A 15,646-nucleotide genomic window follows, 5' to 3' on the forward strand; every position below is an offset into this window, starting at 1 on the left:
GATAAATATGGCGATTAAAGTATTAGTCGTTGATGATTCGAGTTTTTTTCGTCGTCGCGTTAGCGAGATCATCAACTCAGAGGCTCGCCTAGAAGTCATTGATGTTGCAGTAAACGGTAAAGAAGCCGTTGAAAAAGCGAAACAGCTAAGACCTGACGTAATCACGATGGACATTGAAATGCCTGTCATGGACGGCATCACTGCCGTTCGTGAGATCATGGCCGCGTCTCCAACGCCTATTTTGATGTTCTCATCGTTAACGCATGATGGAGCGAGAGCAACGTTAGATGCGTTAGATGCAGGTGCTCTCGACTTCCTACCTAAGAAGTTTGAAGACATTGCACGTAACCGCGACGATGCAGTTGCATTGCTTCAACAGCGTGTGATTCAGATTGCTGCAAAGCGTGCATTTATGCGTCGTGCTCCTATTGCGCCGAGAGCGACAACAACGACTTCAACATCTACGCCATTGCGCCAGCCGATTTCAACAGCAGCTGCGACTTCCACAGCGAAGCCTGCAGTTGCATCAACGGCGAAATTCAGAGCGTCAGGTAAGAAGTATCAATTAACAGCAATTGGTACGTCGACTGGCGGCCCAGTTGCTCTACAGAAGATTTTGACTCGCATCCCTGCCAACTATCCACATCCCATTGTGTTAGTTCAGCATATGCCAGCAACATTCACTGCTGCTTTTGCTAGTCGATTGAACACCTTGTGCAAGATTGAAGTTCGTGAAGCGCAAGACGGTGATGTGTTAAAACCTGGAGTGGCGTATCTTGCTCCGGGTGGTAAACAGATGATGGTGGATGGCCGCGCAGGGTCTGCACGTCTAAGAATTATCGATGGCGGCGACCGCATGAACTACAAGCCTTGTGTGGATGTCACATTCGGCTCTGCAGCGAAGATCTACGGCGACAAAGTATTGTCTATGATACTGACCGGTATGGGCGCAGATGGTCGAGAAGGTTCGCGTATGTTGAAAACTGCGGGCTCGACGATTTGGGCACAAGACGAAGATAGTTGTGTTGTATATGGTATGCCTCAAGCTGTAGCAAAAGCTGGCATTTCTACTGAAGACCTACCTCTAGACCGCATCGCGGAAAGGATCTTGGTTGAAGTTGGGTTAGCTTAGGTAAATCGAAATGATTGTTTGGAGTGTTGCAAATCAAAAAGGTGGTGTTGGTAAAACGACCACGACCGTGACTCTAGCAGGTTTACTTGCGTTGAAGGGGCACCGTGTTCTGTTGGTTGATACTGACCCACATGCATCACTGACCACCTATCTGGGTTACGACTCAGATACGGTGGAATCGAGCCTGTTTGATCTGTTCCAGTTGCGTGAGTTTAACGCGCAGACGGTAAGACCTTTACTGTTACAAACGGAAGTCGAAGGTATCGATATTATTCCTGCGCACATGTCTTTGGCGACATTAGACCGTGTAATGGGAAATCGAAGCGGCATGGGGTTGATCTTGAAACGCGCTTTGGCCGCTTTGAAAGACGATTACGACTATGTGTTGATCGATTGCCCGCCAATTCTGGGTGTGATGATGGTCAATGCATTGGCTGCGAGTGATCGTATTTTGATTCCGGTACAGACGGAATTTTTGGCGATGAAGGGCTTAGAGCGTATGATTCGCACTTTGACCATCATGCAGAAGTCTCGCAAAACACCGTTTAAGGTGACGATTGTCCCAACGATGTATGACAAGCGAACCAAAGCCTCACTGCAAACATTAACGCAGCTCAAAGATGATTATCCAAACCAAGTTTGGACATCTGCGGTGCCGATTGATACTAAGTTTCGAGATGCGAGCCTAAAGCGCTTGCCAGCCTCTCATTTTGCATCGGGTAGCCGTGGTGTATTTGCTTATAAACAGTTGCTTATTTATCTCGAAAGGTTGGCGATAAATGAGCGCGAATAAAGAATCAACATTGGCGCAGGCAAGTCTTTCCAGTGAACAAGCTCTGGATGACTACTTTACTGCGCTGTTAGGCGATGAAAGCTATGAATCTGACGACTTTTTTGTTGACGAGTCGAGCGACGAATCACAATCTGAAGAGCCAGAGCCAGAGCCAGAGCCAGAGCCAGAGCCAGAGCCAGAGCCAGAGCCAGAGCCAGAGCCAGAGCCAGAGCCAGAGCCAGAGCCAGAGCCAGAGCGCCAATTGGCGAGTCATCATTCAAGCTATGCGGAAATACGCGCAGCTGAGTTCGAAGTGCCTAATCTTGAGGATGTTCAAAAGCTACTCAGTCGCTTAGAAGCAACCAATGTGGTTGATGAACTGAATCTTGATGAGTTGATGGATCAGAATACCCAGAAAATCGCCCAGCAAGCAGACATGCAAATGTTTGACGCCGCGGTTGAGTCTGTTCAAGTGTTCGAAGAGCCAGAGGTTCAGGATTGGAATCTTCCAGAACCCGATTTATCAACTGCTGTCGAGCCTTTGGTTGAATCACCGTCAATTGAAGAGCAACAAGTTGAAGTTGAGTTTCCCGCTCAAGCTGAGTTAGTAAAAACTGAACAAGCCGAGGTGATAGAACCTGAGCTTGAAGCTCCTTCAATCGAGCCAGTTGTTGAACTTGAAACTCAAACTGGAGGTGCAGACCAATTTACTTCTTGGGAAAGCCAAACTCGAACAGAAGATTTTCAAGTACTGTATTTCGATGTGAACGGTGTGACCTTTGCGGTGCCGCTTGATGAACTCGGTGGTATCCATCGCCTAGAAGAGGTCAATCACATTATTGGTAAACCGACTTGGTATTTGGGGTTACAAACCAACCGTGATAGTCAGCTAGATGTGGTCGATACCGCAAAATGGGTGATGTCTGAGAAACTATCGGGTGACGAATACAAAGAAAACTATCAATATATAGTGATGCTTGGAGAAAGCTTGTGGGGCCTTGCGGGCACTGAGCTCAAAGGCACCGAGTTGCTGAATACAGATAAAGTACGCTGGCGAGAAACGGCGGGAAAACGCCCTTGGCTCGCTGGGATGGTAAAAGAAAAAATGTGTGCTTTGATCCATGTCGAAGCATTAATCGCCATGCTAAACGCAGGGCTAGATGTAAAAGCATTGAGCTAGTACTACGATTGGTACAACAAAAGCATCAAGTTAATAATAGTGGTCGGTAACGACGGCAAGAGGATTATCTATGTCTCATATGAGTGAAGTTGAAGTAAGAAAAGAGCAAACGAATGATGAAGTACTTCAATGGGTGACTTTCCAGCTAGAAGAAGAAACTTACGGCATCAACGTAATGCAAGTACGTGAAGTACTGCGTTACAGCGAAATTGCTCCAGTACCGGGTGCTCCAGATTACGTTCTAGGTATTATCAACCTACGTGGTAACGTTGTTACTGTTATCGACACTCGTTCTCGCTTTGGTTTGATGCAAGGTGAAATCACAGATAACACTCGTATCATCGTTATTGAATCTGAGCGTCAAGTAATTGGCATTCTAGTGGATAGCGTTGCTGAAGTGGTTTACCTACGTTCTTCTGAAATCGACACAACGCCAAGTGTTGGTACTGATGAAAGTGCTAAGTTCATCCAAGGTGTAAGTAACCGAGATGGCAAGCTGCTTATCTTAGTAGATCTAAACAAACTACTAAGCGAAGACGAATGGGATGAGATGGCTCACCTGTAATGTTTGAAGCGCTTCCTTTAACCCCTGTTGCTCTGATTGCTGGAGTAGGGGTTTTTACGTTATTCATCCTGATTTTGGTCAGCAAAGTAAAACGTGCGATTCAAAAGCAGCTTGATCAGTCACGCCTTCAAGTTCGTAACTTGGACAAAGAGCTTCAGAAATCGAGTAAGCAATTACTTGAAGTTCGCTCTGTTGTGGTTGGTCTTGGTCAGAAAGTGACTGAGCAACAAGATCTGATCAAGCACTTGAACGAACGTATTGTTGAGTTGGAACATGCGGATACCGATGGACGTTTGTACACGCGTGCAACGAAAATGGTTCAGCTTGGAGCTGGGATTAACGAACTGATCGAAGAATGCGAATTGCCAAAAGCGGAAGCTGAGCTAATGATGTCTCTGCAGAATAAGCTTGCTGGTAAAGAGAAAATTCCTTCGCTAAGAAGTAATCCTTCATCATTTGATGAACAACCTGCGTCTTCTCGTGATCGTAGAGAACCACCTCGACGTCGATAAATTGAGCGCTAATTGTGTATCGAGCACTTGATGTTTATCACGCATTCCTCTTAAAAGAAGCTTCGGCTTCTTTTTTTATACCTGACAGCTCTATATAGAACGATGTTTATAAGTGCTTGTATCTACGACAATATCTTGTTTGTTGATTAAAATGTGTAAATTGTGATGCGGTGGTAACAGTTTCTTACGTAGTTTGTTCTATCGAAAACGCCTAGTCCTGTTTTGTCACCATGTTGGTGTGCTACTATAGCGCTCTCATTACTCGACTAAATTTACCTATGCTAGAAGTCTCAAATTTAACTGCTATTCGTGACGACAGGGTTCTGTTTGAATCGTTGTCTTTTCAATTGAAACCAGGTGAACTGGTTCAGGTTGAAGGTCGTAACGGTACCGGGAAAACGACACTCCTTAGGATTATTACTGGCTTGGGCGATCGCGATGACGGTACTATCTGCTGGGACGGTGAGTCTATTGAATCGAGTCGAGATGTTTATCATCAAAATTTACTTTTTCTTGGTCACCAAACAGGTGTAAAGCGCGAGCTTAGTGCTTATGAGAATCTGAGCTTTTATCAGTCGATTCACAGTGGAGGTACAAGCAAAGAAGAGCTTTACCACGCGCTGGCTCAAGTTGGGCTTGCGGGTAGAGAAGATGTACCTGCAGGGCAACTTTCAGCAGGTCAACAGCGCCGAGTTGCGTTGGCTCGCCTTTGGTTGAGCAAGCAAATGTTGTGGATTCTCGATGAGCCGCTGACTGCGATTGATAAGCAGGGCGTGAAAGTTCTCGAATCTCTTTTTTCTCAGCATGCAGACAACGGTGGCATTGTGTTATTAACCACACACCAAGACATGTTTGCTGATAGCCCGAAACTAAGAAAAATAAAGTTGGGTGAGTAATATGATCTCTTCAATGACCACGATTATCCGACGCGAACTGCTGATCGCGTTTCGACGTCAAGCAGATATCTTTAACCCTTTGTGGTTCTTTATCATTGTTATAACTCTATTCCCTTTGAGTATTGGCCCTGAGCCAAATCTACTTGCACGCATTGCTGCAGGTATTGTTTGGGTGGCAGCTTTGCTCTCTGCATTGCTTTCTTTAGAGCGTCTTTTCCGCGATGATTTTCAAGATGGCGCCCTTGAGCAGATGATGCTGATGCCCATCCCGTTGCAGTTGGTAGTATTGTCCAAGGTCATAGCACACTGGTTGTTGACCGGGTTACCATTGATTTTAATCAGCCCATTGTTGGCTGTTTTGTTGTCTTTAGATTTTGATACATGGCTCTCAGTTGTGTTGACCTTGCTGGTTGGTACACCCGCATTGAGTTTTATTGGTGCGATTGGTGTTGCGTTAACCGTTGGGTTACAGAAGGGCGGAGTCCTGTTAAGCCTGTTAATTCTGCCGCTTTACATCCCCATTTTGATTTTCGCGACGTCAGCGATTGACGCTGCGGCTTTAGGCGTTGCGTACAACGGCCAATTGGCTGTGCTTGGGGCAATGTTAATGGGTGCGATGACTATGACGCCTTTTGCGATCAGTGCCGCACTTAGAGTGAGTGTGAACTGATTAGGGTTCCGTTATCGTATACCTAATATGAACCAAACGTGTCGATTGGACTCATAGAGTCAGTAAAACTGAAAGCAAGACAAATAAAATTATTATAATTATAGCTTTAATCGCTATAAGCAATATGAAGTAAGAGTGAGATTACAACATGTGGAAATGGCTCCATCCCTATGCCAAAGCAGAAACCTCTTATCAGCTTGCTGGTAAACTTTTGCCATGGTTTTCGATCCTAGCGCTATTGTGTCTATCCGTCGGTACCGTGTGGGGGCTTGCATTTGCGCCTTCTGATTACCAACAAGGCGATAGCTTCCGTATCATCTACATCCATGTTCCGTCTGCAATTTGGTCTATGGGCGTTTACATGTCGATGGCAATTGCTGCCTTTATCGGTTTGGTATGGCAGGTAAGGCTATCAGATATGGCTGCACTGGCGATGGCACCTATTGGTGCTGTATTTACCTTCATTGCGTTACTAACCGGCGCTGTTTGGGGTAAACCAATGTGGGGTGCTTGGTGGGTTTGGGATGCGCGTTTAACCTCAGAGCTGATTCTTCTATTCCTATACTTGGGTGTGATTGCACTACACCACGCTTTTGACGACCAAAAAACAGCAGCGAAAGCGGCCGGCATTTTAGCTATCGTTGGTGTCATCAACCTACCTATCATTCACTTTTCAGTAGAGTGGTGGAACACACTTCACCAAGGCGCGACGATCACTAAGTTCGACAAGCCTTCTATTTCAAGTGACATGTTATGGCCGCTTCTTCTTAACATCTTCGGCTTCGCCTTTTTCTTTGGTGCGGTGACTATGGTTCGTTTCCGTAACGAAATCATCAGTAAAGAAAGTCACCGTCCATGGGTTCGCAAGCTTGCGGCTGAAAAAGCGTAGTAGGGTAGGTAATTATGTATTTTGAATCTTTGAGTGATTTCTTTGCCATGGGAGGTTATGCCTCGTATGTCTGGAGTGCATTTGGAATCACATTTCTCGCGATGATCATTTTACTGGTCGTAAGCGTTCGTCGTGGTAAGCAATTACTAAATGAAGTACAAGCTAAGATTGATCGTCAAGCTCGTATCGATGCAGCAAAAAATATGGAGAACACTCTATGAACCCAAGACGTAAAAAGAGGCTGGGCATTGTCTTAGCGATCTTTTTTGGTATCAGTGCGACTGTTGGATTGATGGTTTACGCACTTAACCAGAACATGGATCTGTTCTACACACCAACTGAGCTGGTCAACGGCAAAGATGGTAAGAAACCTGAAGTTGGTCAACGCCTACGTATTGGTGGCATGGTCGTAGTCGGCTCTGTAAGCCGTGACAATGAATCACTACGTGTAAGCTTTGATTTGCAAGATGTAGGCCCTAAAGTAACAATTCTATACGATGGTATCCTTCCTGATCTTTTCCGTGAAGGCCAAGGTATTGTTGCTCAGGGTGTTCTTAAAAATGCAACGACAATCGAAGCGTTTGAGGTGTTGGCAAAGCACGATGAAGAGTACATGCCTTCTGAAGTTGCGGAAGCAATGAAGAAAACCCATGAGCCTTTGCAATACACGACTGAACAAAAAGAAGGAAATGCTCAATGATAGCCGAGATCGGCCATTTTGCGATGATCCTGTCCTTGGGACTTGCATTGCTGCTCAGCGTGCTCCCACTGTATGGAGCCGCTCGAAATAACACATTATTGATGAACAGCGCACGACCGTTGTCGTGGGGTATGTTCGGATTCTTAGCGATTTCGTTCTTTATCTTGTGTTACGCGTTCTACACAAATGATTTTACGATTCAATATGTAGCGAGTAACTCGAATAGCCAGCTGCCTTGGTACTACCGAATTACTGCGGTTTGGGGCGCTCACGAAGGTTCATTACTGCTTTGGGTGCTTATCCAAGCGGGTTGGACGGTTGCTGTAGCGACGTTTAGCCGTGGTATGCCTCAAGAGTCTGTGGCTCGCGTGCTGGCTATCATGGGGTTGATCACTGTCGGCTTCTTGCTGTTCATTATCGTAACGTCTAACCCGTTCCTACGTACATTGCCTTTCTTCCCCGTTGATGGTCGTGACTTGAACCCACTACTGCAAGACCCGGGTTTGATTATTCACCCGCCAATGCTTTACATGGGTTATGTAGGTTTCTCTGTTGCGTTCTCTTTCGCAATCGCTTCTCTAATGAGTGGTCGTCTTGATACTGCATGGGCTCGTTGGTCTCGCCCTTGGACAATCGCTGCTTGGTTATTCCTAACGGTAGGTATCGCACTAGGTTCATGGTGGGCTTACTACGAACTTGGCTGGGGTGGCTGGTGGTTCTGGGATCCAGTAGAAAACGCTTCATTCATGCCTTGGTTGGCAGGTACTGCATTAATGCACTCACTTGCGGTAACCGAAAAGCGTGGCACATTTAAAGCTTGGACAGTATTGCTGGCTATCTCTGCATTCTCGCTAAGCTTACTAGGTACATTCTTAGTTCGTTCGGGCATCTTGGTATCGGTTCACGCGTTTGCGTCGGATCCTGCCCGCGGTATGTTTATCCTAGGTTTCCTAGTCTTCGTTATCGGTGGTTCACTGCTGTTGTTCGCTGTTAAAGGCGCATCGGTTCGTGTTCGCGGTAACTTCGATTTGGTTTCTCGTGAAAACGCATTGCTTGGTAACAACATCTTATTGATTGCAGCGCTTGTCGTTGTATTAGTCGGTACGCTACTGCCATTAGTTCACAAACAGTTAGGCTTGGGCTCGGTATCTATCGGTGCACCATTCTTTGACATGTTGTTCTTCTGGTTAATGATCCCGTTCTCGTTCCTGCTTGGTATCGGTCCTCTGATCCGCTGGAAACGTGACAACCTATCTAAGCTTGTTAAACCAATGCTGATTTCAGGTGCATTCTCACTTGGCTTGAGTGCGCTAATGGTTGCTCTACTGGCTGACCGCTTCAGTGGTACTGCTTTTGCTGGTTGGGTAATGGCGTTCTGGATCATCTTCATGCACGGCTTTGAGCTACATGAGCGTGCGACTCACCGTCATACATTCCTGAAAGGTCTAACTAAGCTACCTCGTAGCCACTGGGCAATGATGTGCGGTCACATTGGTTTAGCCGTGACAGTGATTGGTATCGCGATGGTGCAAAACTACAGCATCGAACGCGATGTACGTCTGGCGCCAGGTGAAAGCTACCAGCTTGAAGAATACAGCTTCCTGTTTACAGGGGTTCGTGACAAAGATGGTCCTAACTACGATGGTTATATTGCTGACTTTGAAATTACCAAAGAAGGCAAATACATCAACACGCTTCACGCTGAAAAACGTTTCTACACCACAGCTAAGTCTATGATGACAGAAGCAGCGATTGACCGTGGCGTAACGCGCGACCTTTACATCGCAATGGGTGAACGTTTAGACGACAACAAATCTTGGGCTGTACGTATCTACTACAAACCATTTGTACGTTGGATCTGGGCAGGTTCTTTGATTATGTCGATTGGTGGTGCTATTGCTATCAGTGACCGTCGTTACCGTTTCCGTAAGCCAACCAAAAAGTCGGCTCAAGAGCAGGAGGCTTAATTCGAATGAACAAGAAGATTTTATTCATTCCTTTGATTGCGTTCATGGTTCTCGCTGGAATCTTTGCAACGCAATTGATGCGCAATCAGTCGGGCGATGACCCGACTAAGCTTGAATCGGTATTGATTGGTAAGCCTGTTCCTGAGTTCGGTCTAGAAGACTTAGAACAACCAGGTAAGTTTCATGATCAAGCGATCTTTAAAGGTGAGCCACTGCTTCTTAACGTATGGGCAACTTGGTGTCCTACTTGTTACGCAGAGCACTCTTACCTGAACAAGCTCGCAGCTCAAGGCGTTAAGATCATTGGTCTTAACTACAAAGATGACCGCAACAAAGCGGTTGGTTGGTTAAAAGAACTGGGTAACCCGTATCTAATCAGTCTTTTTGATGGCAACGGCATGTTAGGTCTAGACCTTGGTGTGTATGGCGCTCCAGAAACTTTCCTAATCGACGCTAATGGTGTGGTTCGCTATCGCCATGTGGGTGATGTAAATCCAACGAACTGGGCATCGACGCTTGAGCCGATGTACAACGACCTGTTGGAGGAAGCGAAATGATTAAGAAGGCACTGATTACTCTATTCGCTACGTTTGCAATATCAGCGACGGTTTCTGCCGCGCCAATCGAATTTCATGAGTTTGATACTGTAGATCAAGAGCAACAGTTTAAAGAGCTGAGCAATACGCTGCGTTGCCCTAAATGTCAGAACAACACGATTGGTGACTCGAATGCAGAACTTGCGGTCGACCTGCGCCAAAAAGTGTATGAGATGACCAAAGATGGTAAGTCGAAGCAAGACATCATTGATTACATGATTGCTCGCTACGGTAACTTCGTTACTTACAATCCGCCATTAACACTTGCGACGTCGATCCTTTGGGTCGGCCCATTTGCAGTGGTTGTGTTTGGATTTGGTTTGATCATTTTACGAAGCAGAAAGTCAAAATCGAAAGCAGCAACAGAGTCAGATCAAGACTGGGATGCAGATAAAGAAGCACGTTTAAAAGCGTTACTCGATGAAGAGAACGACGGAGATAAACAGTAATGACTCTATTTTGGATTTCTACCATTATCCTTTCGCTAGCAGCAATCTTGTTGATTGTTCTGCCTTTCATTAATAAAAAGGCAAACAATGACGATGTGCTTCGTGATGAGCTGAATAAAGCATTCTATAAAGACCGTCTCGATGAGCTAGAAGTAGAAGCTGAAGAAGGCCTTGTTGATAATCAACAAGAACTGATCGCTGATTTGAAACAGTCTCTACTGGATGATGTACCTGCTCAGCAAGAGATGAAGAAGACTCAGATTTCAACGCTTGGTGTGGTTGTACCGTCGATCATCCTTGTCGTGGTTGTGACTTATGGTATGTACTTTAAGTTTGGTGCATTGGACAAAGTTCAACACTGGCAAGAAGTGAGCTCAAACCTTCCTGAATTGTCTAAAAAGCTAATGTCATCGGAAGGCGGTGCATTAACGGATGACGAACTGGAAGATTTGACTCTAGCGCTTCGTACCCGTCTACATTACCAACCAAAAGATTCAACAGGTTGGTTGCTATTGGGTCGTATTGCACTGGCTAACCGCGACGCTGAAACAGCAAAAGATTCTATGGAACGAGCTTACAAGCTTGAACCTAAGAATGAAGATGTTCAGTTAGGTTTCGCGCAAGCACTGATGCTTTCTCCTGATGAAACTGATCAAAACCAAGCTCGCTTGATTTTGAGCCGATTGATTCAAAACGACTACGTCGACCTTCGCGTGTTCTCACTGCTAGCGTTTGATGCGTTTGAGCGTCAAGACTATCCCGGTGCAGTGAAGTACTGGAGTATCATGCAGCAAATGATTGGTCCACAAGACAGTCGCTACGAAATGCTTTCGCGCAGTATTGAAAGTGCTCAGCAAAAAATGGGCGACGCTATGGGTGTCGACCAAGGTAAGACTGTTGCTGTAACACTAGACCTTTCTGCTGATGTGAACGCAGATCCTAACTCTGTGTTAATCGTGTCAGTACACAGAGCTGATGGTTCTCCAATGCCTATCGCTGCGGCTCGTTACCCACTAGGGACTTTCCCTCGTACTGTTGTGCTTGATGATGGCAACAGCATGTTGGAAGGGCAGGAACTGTCTAGTCTAGAAACTCTCATGGTTAGAGCTAGGCTTGATACAGATGGTAACGTTTCAACTCGCGACGGTGATTGGTACGGTGAAAGTGAAGTGGTAGAACTGGGTGCTCCAGTGACCATTGATATCAATAAGCAATATTAATCATCACTTTGCATAAGCGTTAGCTATTCCGATTTGTTGATAAACGGTATAGACTTACGCAAACAATTGAGGTCAGCGATTGCTGGCCTTTTTTATTATTCCTTATGGAAAAGGTGATATGTCTGTCAGTGTTTTAAGACTCTCGAGTTTACTTTTTATCGCAAGCTTAACGGTGGGTTGTTCAAGTGCGCCGGACGAAAGTGTTAACGATGATAACCTCGAAACCTCTGAATACGTCGAAGAGTCCCACCCGAATGATCCTTTTGAAGGCTTCAACCGCGCGATGTGGGATATCAACTACGAATATCTAGATCCTTATCTGGTTCGCCCTGTTTCCCTCGCTTATGTTGACTACACCCCTGTGCCAGTGCGTTCTGGTATCTCCAATTTTTTAGCCAACTTAGACGAGCCATCAAGCATGGTGAACAACCTTATTATGGGCAACGGTGAAAAAGCACTCGACCATTTCAACCGTTTTTGGATCAACTCAACGATTGGTTTGTTAGGCTTAATCGATATTGCCAGCGAAGCGGGGATCACCAAATACGATGATAAGTCGTTCTCTGATGCGATTGGTCATTATGGGGTAGGGAATGGTCCGTACTTCATGGTGCCGGGTTATGGGCCGTTAACAACGCGAGAAGTGACTGAAACCGTCGATGGCTTGTATGTTCCTTTATCTTTCTTGAACTTCTGGACGAGCTTAGGTAAATGGGCATTTGAAGGCATGGAAACACGTGCTCAATTAGTATCACAAGAAGCGCTGTTGGATGATTCTCCAGATCCATACGCATTAACGCGTGATGTATATATTCAACGCCGTGACTTTAAAGCCGAGATCGAGCCTGAAGAGGTCGACCTTGAAGAAGAAGATTTGATCGATGGTTATCTAGAAGATTACTAGAAACATGATTTAGAAAATCGATAAAAGAAAGGCTCGATGTTGATGCAACATCGAGCCTTTTTAATGCTTTCTACTTTTAGGGAGGTAGATTAGAAGCGGTAGTTAGCTTGTATACCTACTAGCCAGATGCTACCTGTTACTTCACCTTCGAAGCTGCCACCAAATAAATCTGCTGCAGCATCGGTTTCATGCATTTTAGCGTCTTTCGCTAGGATGTAAGTGAAACCAGCATCTAGAGTTAGCTGCTTAGACCATTGGTAGCCTGCACCAATGCTCAGCCAAGTACGATCTGTTTCTGGGATAGTCGCAGTGCGGTGCTCTTCGCTTACTGCCGAAGTGTCGTAAGCAATACCAGAACGCAGAGCCAGTTTTGGTGTCATTTGGTAAGTCGTACCAATTGCAAAGCGGTAGTTGTCTTCCCAGTTCTCTTGCTTGATCTCAACGCTGTTTTCACCAGGGAAATCCGCTACAAGTTCTTTAAAGCTGCTCCAGTTTGTCCAGTTAACACTCGCGTGAACTGCAACTTTTTCTGTTAGCTGGTGGAAGCTCGCAAGTTCTGCTGTTGCTGGAAGTGCAAGGTCCATTGAACCATTTTTGTGCGCCGCCGGGTTTGCTTGGTTGAAACCAAAGCCTTGTGCATAACCTTCTAGAGTTAGATCAACTTCTGACTTGTAAGTAAAGCCAAGGCGGTTGTTTTCATTAATCTGCCACGCTGTACCAATTTGCCAGCCCCATGCAGTGTCATCACCTTCCATATATTTTAAAGGAGTACCTGCTGGTAATGGAACAAGCGAGTTTGCTGTAGATACTGCACCAAAGCTACCTTCAGCCATAATGTAACGAATGCCACCACCAAGAGAAACACTCTCCAGTACTTGGTATGCAGCATTAAGGTTTAGCTCCATTGTAGTAACACTTGCTTCGTTACCATGGTTAGCGCCACCAAAGTCTTTCCCTAGGTCTGTTTCCATACCGTAGTTAGTACCAGCAGCAAAACCTAGAGCAAATTTTTCGTTGTACTTATGAGAAACGTAAAAGTTTGGGATAACTGCACTGTGTGCAAAATCACTAGAATTTGATGAAGTTGTTTTGCCCATCATAGACGTAGAAGTACCGTCGATATCGATGTTCGGGTCAACATAGATAGCACCAACAGAAACCTGAGTGCCTTCTAGATAAGTCAGCATGGCAGGGTTACGCCATTGTGCGTCTGCACCGTCAGCCATTGCAGCTTCACCCGCGTATGCACGGCCTAGGCCTGTTGCTGAGTATTCTGCTAGCTGAAAACCTGCCGCTTGAGTCACGGTAGAAGTCGAAAGTAGTCCAACTGCCACTGCAGCAGATAGAAGAGTCTTATTTATTTTCATTATTATGTTCGCTGAATCATAAGTATTTAGTGGCGTGATTCTACTTTTAGAGTCATTACTTTAAAAATGAAATTCGAATAAAACAGTGTTTTAGGGATTTAATAATCAATTGTAACTAATTATTAGGTAAATAGTCTGAATGTTTCGGCTGTGTTGCGAGGTTTGAGCGTACACTTGTAGTCATTTGTAGCTAGCGCAGGCTACAGTTGTAAGCTTAAATTGATGCGGGTCAGTGGTTTAGAAAATAAAAAAGGGTCGCGTAATGCGACCCTTTGGGTATTTATAACCTAGCTTTTATTAGAAGCTGCGGCTGTACTGTAGACCCAGTAGGATTGCATCAGCACGTGTTGTCGCAGAAATCGACGTACCAAGAGGAGAGCTCTCGTTTACGTTTTTAACGTCTTCACCCAGTAAGTAAGTGAAGCCGAAATCAACGTTAGACGCAGTGTCGATATGGTATGTAAAACCAGCAGAGAACCATTGACGGTCAGAATCTGGTACAGAAACTGATTTCAGGTCATCTTGAGCTGCGATGTCATACATGTAACCAGCACGTAGATCCCAGTCGTTATTCAAGTAGTAAGTCGTACCAACTGAGATATGACCAGCGTTTTTCCACTCGTATGGAGCGTCAGGTAGTGCATTTGCTGAACCGCCAAAATCAATCTTGTCAAATGCTTTCCAACCAACCCACTGTAAAGAGTAGTGTACTGCAAACTTAGTATCTTTAAGTTTGTGGTAACCAGAGAACTCAGCCATATCTGGTAGAGGAAGAGTGATCTCTTGTCCTTTTTCATCTTTAGCTGTGATCTCAGGGCTGTAACGGTAAGAAAGGCCGAAGCGGTTATTTTCATCTAGCTCATAAACTGTACCGATATTGAAGCCAACGCCCCAACCGTCTGCACCATCGATATCAACAAGGCTTCGACCATCAAAAGGTGAATTACCGCCGGGAGTAACTGAAGTACTTGTTGTTCGTTTTAACGTACCTTTACCATAAATTAGATCAAGACCAGCACCAAAGCTCCATTGGTCATTTAAGCGGTATGAACCAGCAAGACCGAAGTTAAGACTCATGATGTCAGTCTCACCACCAAATTCTGAACCGGTGAAATCGCTACCAAAGTCTGTAGAAGTACCGAAGTTTGAGTATGCGTTTACACCCCAAGCAAACTTTTCATTTACTGGAACAATAAGGTGGATGTTGGGTGCAACAGATGTACCGCCCGCGTCATCGTAGTTTGATGATTGTGGAGCATTGAACGGTGATGAATAAGTCGCATCAGATACTTTAATGTCTGTCGTGATTGTTTCAAAACCTAGAGATAACTCAGTTTTATCAAACATTGACATTGCAGCTGGGTTACGAGCCATTACTGACGCGTTATCTGCGATTACTGCGTCACCAGCGAAAGCACGACCAAGGCCGGTTGCTGATTGTGCGTTAAGTTGGAAACCTGCTGCCATCGCTTGCGAAGACGCCAGTGTGATTGTTACTGCTAAAAGAGACTTTTTAAACAGACGCGTGTTGTTGGTAGTCATTCATTTATTCCTTTATATATCCGCCTCTACAGGGCGATTAATTTGAGCAATTGCTCAATGGTGGCTGATCCTATTCGGAAGTATACGATATACAAATCCGACCATTGGAAATTTTGAGGATAAAATTATGGAAATGACGCCTATCTGACACGAAAATGGTGGGAAATGCTTATTTTTAGAGTTTTAACTCTAGAGGTATTGGTGGTGTGAATGGTTTTGCGGTTTATCTATAAATAAAGCCCAGCAATATCAAGAGTATAGTTGCTGGGCCTTTTGTGACGGGGC

General features: G+C 45.2%; 17 protein-coding genes. 15 read left to right on the top strand and 2 right to left on the bottom strand.

The features are described 5' to 3' along the window. Nucleotides 1-7 precede the first annotated feature (7 nt). From AC3CH3_RS04370 to AC3CH3_RS04440, 15 genes are all read left to right on the top strand, one after another. Nucleotides 8-1,132, top strand: a complete 1,125-nt coding sequence (locus tag AC3CH3_RS04370; RefSeq protein ID WP_488537802.1) for a protein-glutamate methylesterase/protein-glutamine glutaminase — start codon at nucleotides 8-10, stop codon at nucleotides 1,130-1,132. A gap of 10 nt (nucleotides 1,133-1,142) precedes the next feature. Further along, nucleotides 1,143-1,925 (top strand): ParA family protein, encoded by a 783-nt coding sequence (locus AC3CH3_RS04375; RefSeq protein WP_017064111.1) that lies wholly within the window; start codon nucleotides 1,143-1,145, stop codon nucleotides 1,923-1,925. After that, nucleotides 1,912-3,084, top strand: a complete 1,173-nt coding sequence (locus AC3CH3_RS04380; protein ID WP_488537803.1) for a chemotaxis protein CheW — start codon at nucleotides 1,912-1,914, stop codon at nucleotides 3,082-3,084. The genes AC3CH3_RS04375 and AC3CH3_RS04380 overlap by 14 nt, the downstream gene beginning before the upstream one ends. Nucleotides 3,085-3,154: 70 nt before the next feature. Continuing rightward, nucleotides 3,155-3,649 (top strand): chemotaxis protein CheW, encoded by a 495-nt coding sequence (locus AC3CH3_RS04385; protein ID WP_017064109.1) that lies wholly within the window; start codon nucleotides 3,155-3,157, stop codon nucleotides 3,647-3,649. Further along, a complete protein-coding gene (locus tag AC3CH3_RS04390; protein WP_019821414.1) occupies nucleotides 3,649-4,161 on the top strand; it encodes a DUF2802 domain-containing protein in 513 nt (170 codons plus the stop codon). The genes AC3CH3_RS04385 and AC3CH3_RS04390 overlap by 1 nt, the downstream gene beginning before the upstream one ends. A 278-nt stretch (nucleotides 4,162-4,439) precedes the next feature. Continuing rightward, nucleotides 4,440-5,057 carry a cytochrome c biogenesis heme-transporting ATPase CcmA gene (gene ccmA / locus AC3CH3_RS04395; RefSeq protein ID WP_488537804.1) on the top strand — a complete coding sequence of 206 codons (618 nt, stop codon included), beginning with the start codon at nucleotides 4,440-4,442 and terminating at the stop codon, nucleotides 5,055-5,057. A gap of 1 nt (nucleotide 5,058) precedes the next feature. Next, nucleotides 5,059-5,727 carry a heme exporter protein CcmB gene (gene ccmB / locus AC3CH3_RS04400; RefSeq protein WP_017060658.1) on the top strand — a complete coding sequence of 223 codons (669 nt, stop codon included), beginning with the start codon at nucleotides 5,059-5,061 and terminating at the stop codon, nucleotides 5,725-5,727. Between the two features lie 148 nt (nucleotides 5,728-5,875). Then, on the top strand, nucleotides 5,876-6,616 hold the full coding sequence (locus AC3CH3_RS04405; RefSeq protein ID WP_017064107.1) for a heme ABC transporter permease: 741 nt from the start codon (nucleotides 5,876-5,878) through the stop codon (nucleotides 6,614-6,616). Between the two features lie 14 nt (nucleotides 6,617-6,630). Then, nucleotides 6,631-6,837, top strand: a complete 207-nt coding sequence (ccmD, locus tag AC3CH3_RS04410) for a heme exporter protein CcmD (RefSeq protein ID WP_009848525.1) — start codon at nucleotides 6,631-6,633, stop codon at nucleotides 6,835-6,837. Continuing rightward, nucleotides 6,834-7,316, top strand: coding sequence for a cytochrome c maturation protein CcmE (gene ccmE, locus AC3CH3_RS04415; RefSeq protein WP_017064106.1), 483 nt, complete (start codon nucleotides 6,834-6,836; stop codon nucleotides 7,314-7,316). The genes ccmD and ccmE overlap by 4 nt, the downstream gene beginning before the upstream one ends. Continuing rightward, nucleotides 7,313-9,283 (top strand): heme lyase CcmF/NrfE family subunit, encoded by a 1,971-nt coding sequence (locus tag AC3CH3_RS04420; RefSeq protein ID WP_019824848.1) that lies wholly within the window; start codon nucleotides 7,313-7,315, stop codon nucleotides 9,281-9,283. The genes ccmE and AC3CH3_RS04420 overlap by 4 nt, the downstream gene beginning before the upstream one ends. 5 nt (nucleotides 9,284-9,288) lie before the next feature. Beyond that, entirely contained in the window at nucleotides 9,289-9,840 is a 552-nt protein-coding gene (locus AC3CH3_RS04425; RefSeq protein ID WP_488537805.1) for a DsbE family thiol:disulfide interchange protein, read from the top strand. Further along, on the top strand, nucleotides 9,837-10,328 hold the full coding sequence (locus AC3CH3_RS04430; protein WP_105059172.1) for a cytochrome c-type biogenesis protein: 492 nt from the start codon (nucleotides 9,837-9,839) through the stop codon (nucleotides 10,326-10,328). Before AC3CH3_RS04425 ends, AC3CH3_RS04430 begins: the two co-directional genes overlap by 4 nt. Beyond that, on the top strand, nucleotides 10,328-11,548 hold the full coding sequence (ccmI, locus tag AC3CH3_RS04435; protein WP_488537806.1) for a c-type cytochrome biogenesis protein CcmI: 1,221 nt from the start codon (nucleotides 10,328-10,330) through the stop codon (nucleotides 11,546-11,548). The genes AC3CH3_RS04430 and ccmI overlap by 1 nt, the downstream gene beginning before the upstream one ends. 118 nt (nucleotides 11,549-11,666) lie before the next feature. Then, the gene (locus tag AC3CH3_RS04440) at nucleotides 11,667-12,452 is read left to right on the top strand and encodes an MlaA family lipoprotein (RefSeq protein ID WP_019824841.1); all 786 of its coding nucleotides are present in this window, start codon (nucleotides 11,667-11,669) and stop codon (nucleotides 12,450-12,452) included. Nucleotides 12,453-12,541: 89 nt separating this feature from the next. On the opposite strand, the gene AC3CH3_RS04445 is transcribed toward AC3CH3_RS04440, so the two are convergent. Both AC3CH3_RS04445 and AC3CH3_RS04450 read right to left on the bottom strand, forming a co-directional pair. After that, nucleotides 12,542-13,819: an outer membrane protein transport protein gene (locus AC3CH3_RS04445; protein ID WP_019824839.1), complete on the bottom strand. Its 1,278-nt coding sequence runs from the start codon at nucleotides 13,817-13,819 to the stop codon at nucleotides 12,542-12,544. A gap of 297 nt (nucleotides 13,820-14,116) precedes the next feature. After that, on the bottom strand, nucleotides 14,117-15,361 hold the full coding sequence (locus AC3CH3_RS04450) for an outer membrane protein transport protein (RefSeq protein ID WP_488537807.1): 1,245 nt from the start codon (nucleotides 15,359-15,361) through the stop codon (nucleotides 14,117-14,119). Nucleotides 15,362-15,646: the final 285 nt, after the last annotated feature.

This window comes from Vibrio sp. QJM3NY_35 (assembly GCF_057785915.1).

Coding starts and splice junctions, on each gene's coding strand:
- ccmD (WP_009848525.1), top strand. CDS start 6,631: ATGTATTTTGAATCTTTGAGTGATTTCTTTGCCATGGGAGGTTATGCC.
- AC3CH3_RS04390 (WP_019821414.1), top strand. CDS start 3,649: ATGTTTGAAGCGCTTCCTTTAACCCCTGTTGCTCTGATTGCTGGAGTA.
- AC3CH3_RS04425 (WP_488537805.1), top strand. CDS start 9,289: ATGAACAAGAAGATTTTATTCATTCCTTTGATTGCGTTCATGGTTCTC.
- ccmB (WP_017060658.1), top strand. CDS start 5,059: ATGATCTCTTCAATGACCACGATTATCCGACGCGAACTGCTGATCGCG.
- AC3CH3_RS04420 (WP_019824848.1), top strand. CDS start 7,313: ATGATAGCCGAGATCGGCCATTTTGCGATGATCCTGTCCTTGGGACTT.
- ccmE (WP_017064106.1), top strand. CDS start 6,834: ATGAACCCAAGACGTAAAAAGAGGCTGGGCATTGTCTTAGCGATCTTT.
- ccmI (WP_488537806.1), top strand. CDS start 10,328: ATGACTCTATTTTGGATTTCTACCATTATCCTTTCGCTAGCAGCAATC.
- ccmA (WP_488537804.1), top strand. CDS start 4,440: ATGCTAGAAGTCTCAAATTTAACTGCTATTCGTGACGACAGGGTTCTG.
- AC3CH3_RS04385 (WP_017064109.1), top strand. CDS start 3,155: ATGTCTCATATGAGTGAAGTTGAAGTAAGAAAAGAGCAAACGAATGAT.
- AC3CH3_RS04450 (WP_488537807.1), bottom strand. CDS start 15,361: ATGACTACCAACAACACGCGTCTGTTTAAAAAGTCTCTTTTAGCAGTA.
- AC3CH3_RS04370 (WP_488537802.1), top strand. CDS start 8: ATGGCGATTAAAGTATTAGTCGTTGATGATTCGAGTTTTTTTCGTCGT.
- AC3CH3_RS04380 (WP_488537803.1), top strand. CDS start 1,912: ATGAGCGCGAATAAAGAATCAACATTGGCGCAGGCAAGTCTTTCCAGT.
- AC3CH3_RS04440 (WP_019824841.1), top strand. CDS start 11,667: ATGTCTGTCAGTGTTTTAAGACTCTCGAGTTTACTTTTTATCGCAAGC.
- AC3CH3_RS04445 (WP_019824839.1), bottom strand. CDS start 13,819: ATGAAAATAAATAAGACTCTTCTATCTGCTGCAGTGGCAGTTGGACTA.
- AC3CH3_RS04430 (WP_105059172.1), top strand. CDS start 9,837: ATGATTAAGAAGGCACTGATTACTCTATTCGCTACGTTTGCAATATCA.
- AC3CH3_RS04375 (WP_017064111.1), top strand. CDS start 1,143: ATGATTGTTTGGAGTGTTGCAAATCAAAAAGGTGGTGTTGGTAAAACG.
- AC3CH3_RS04405 (WP_017064107.1), top strand. CDS start 5,876: ATGTGGAAATGGCTCCATCCCTATGCCAAAGCAGAAACCTCTTATCAG.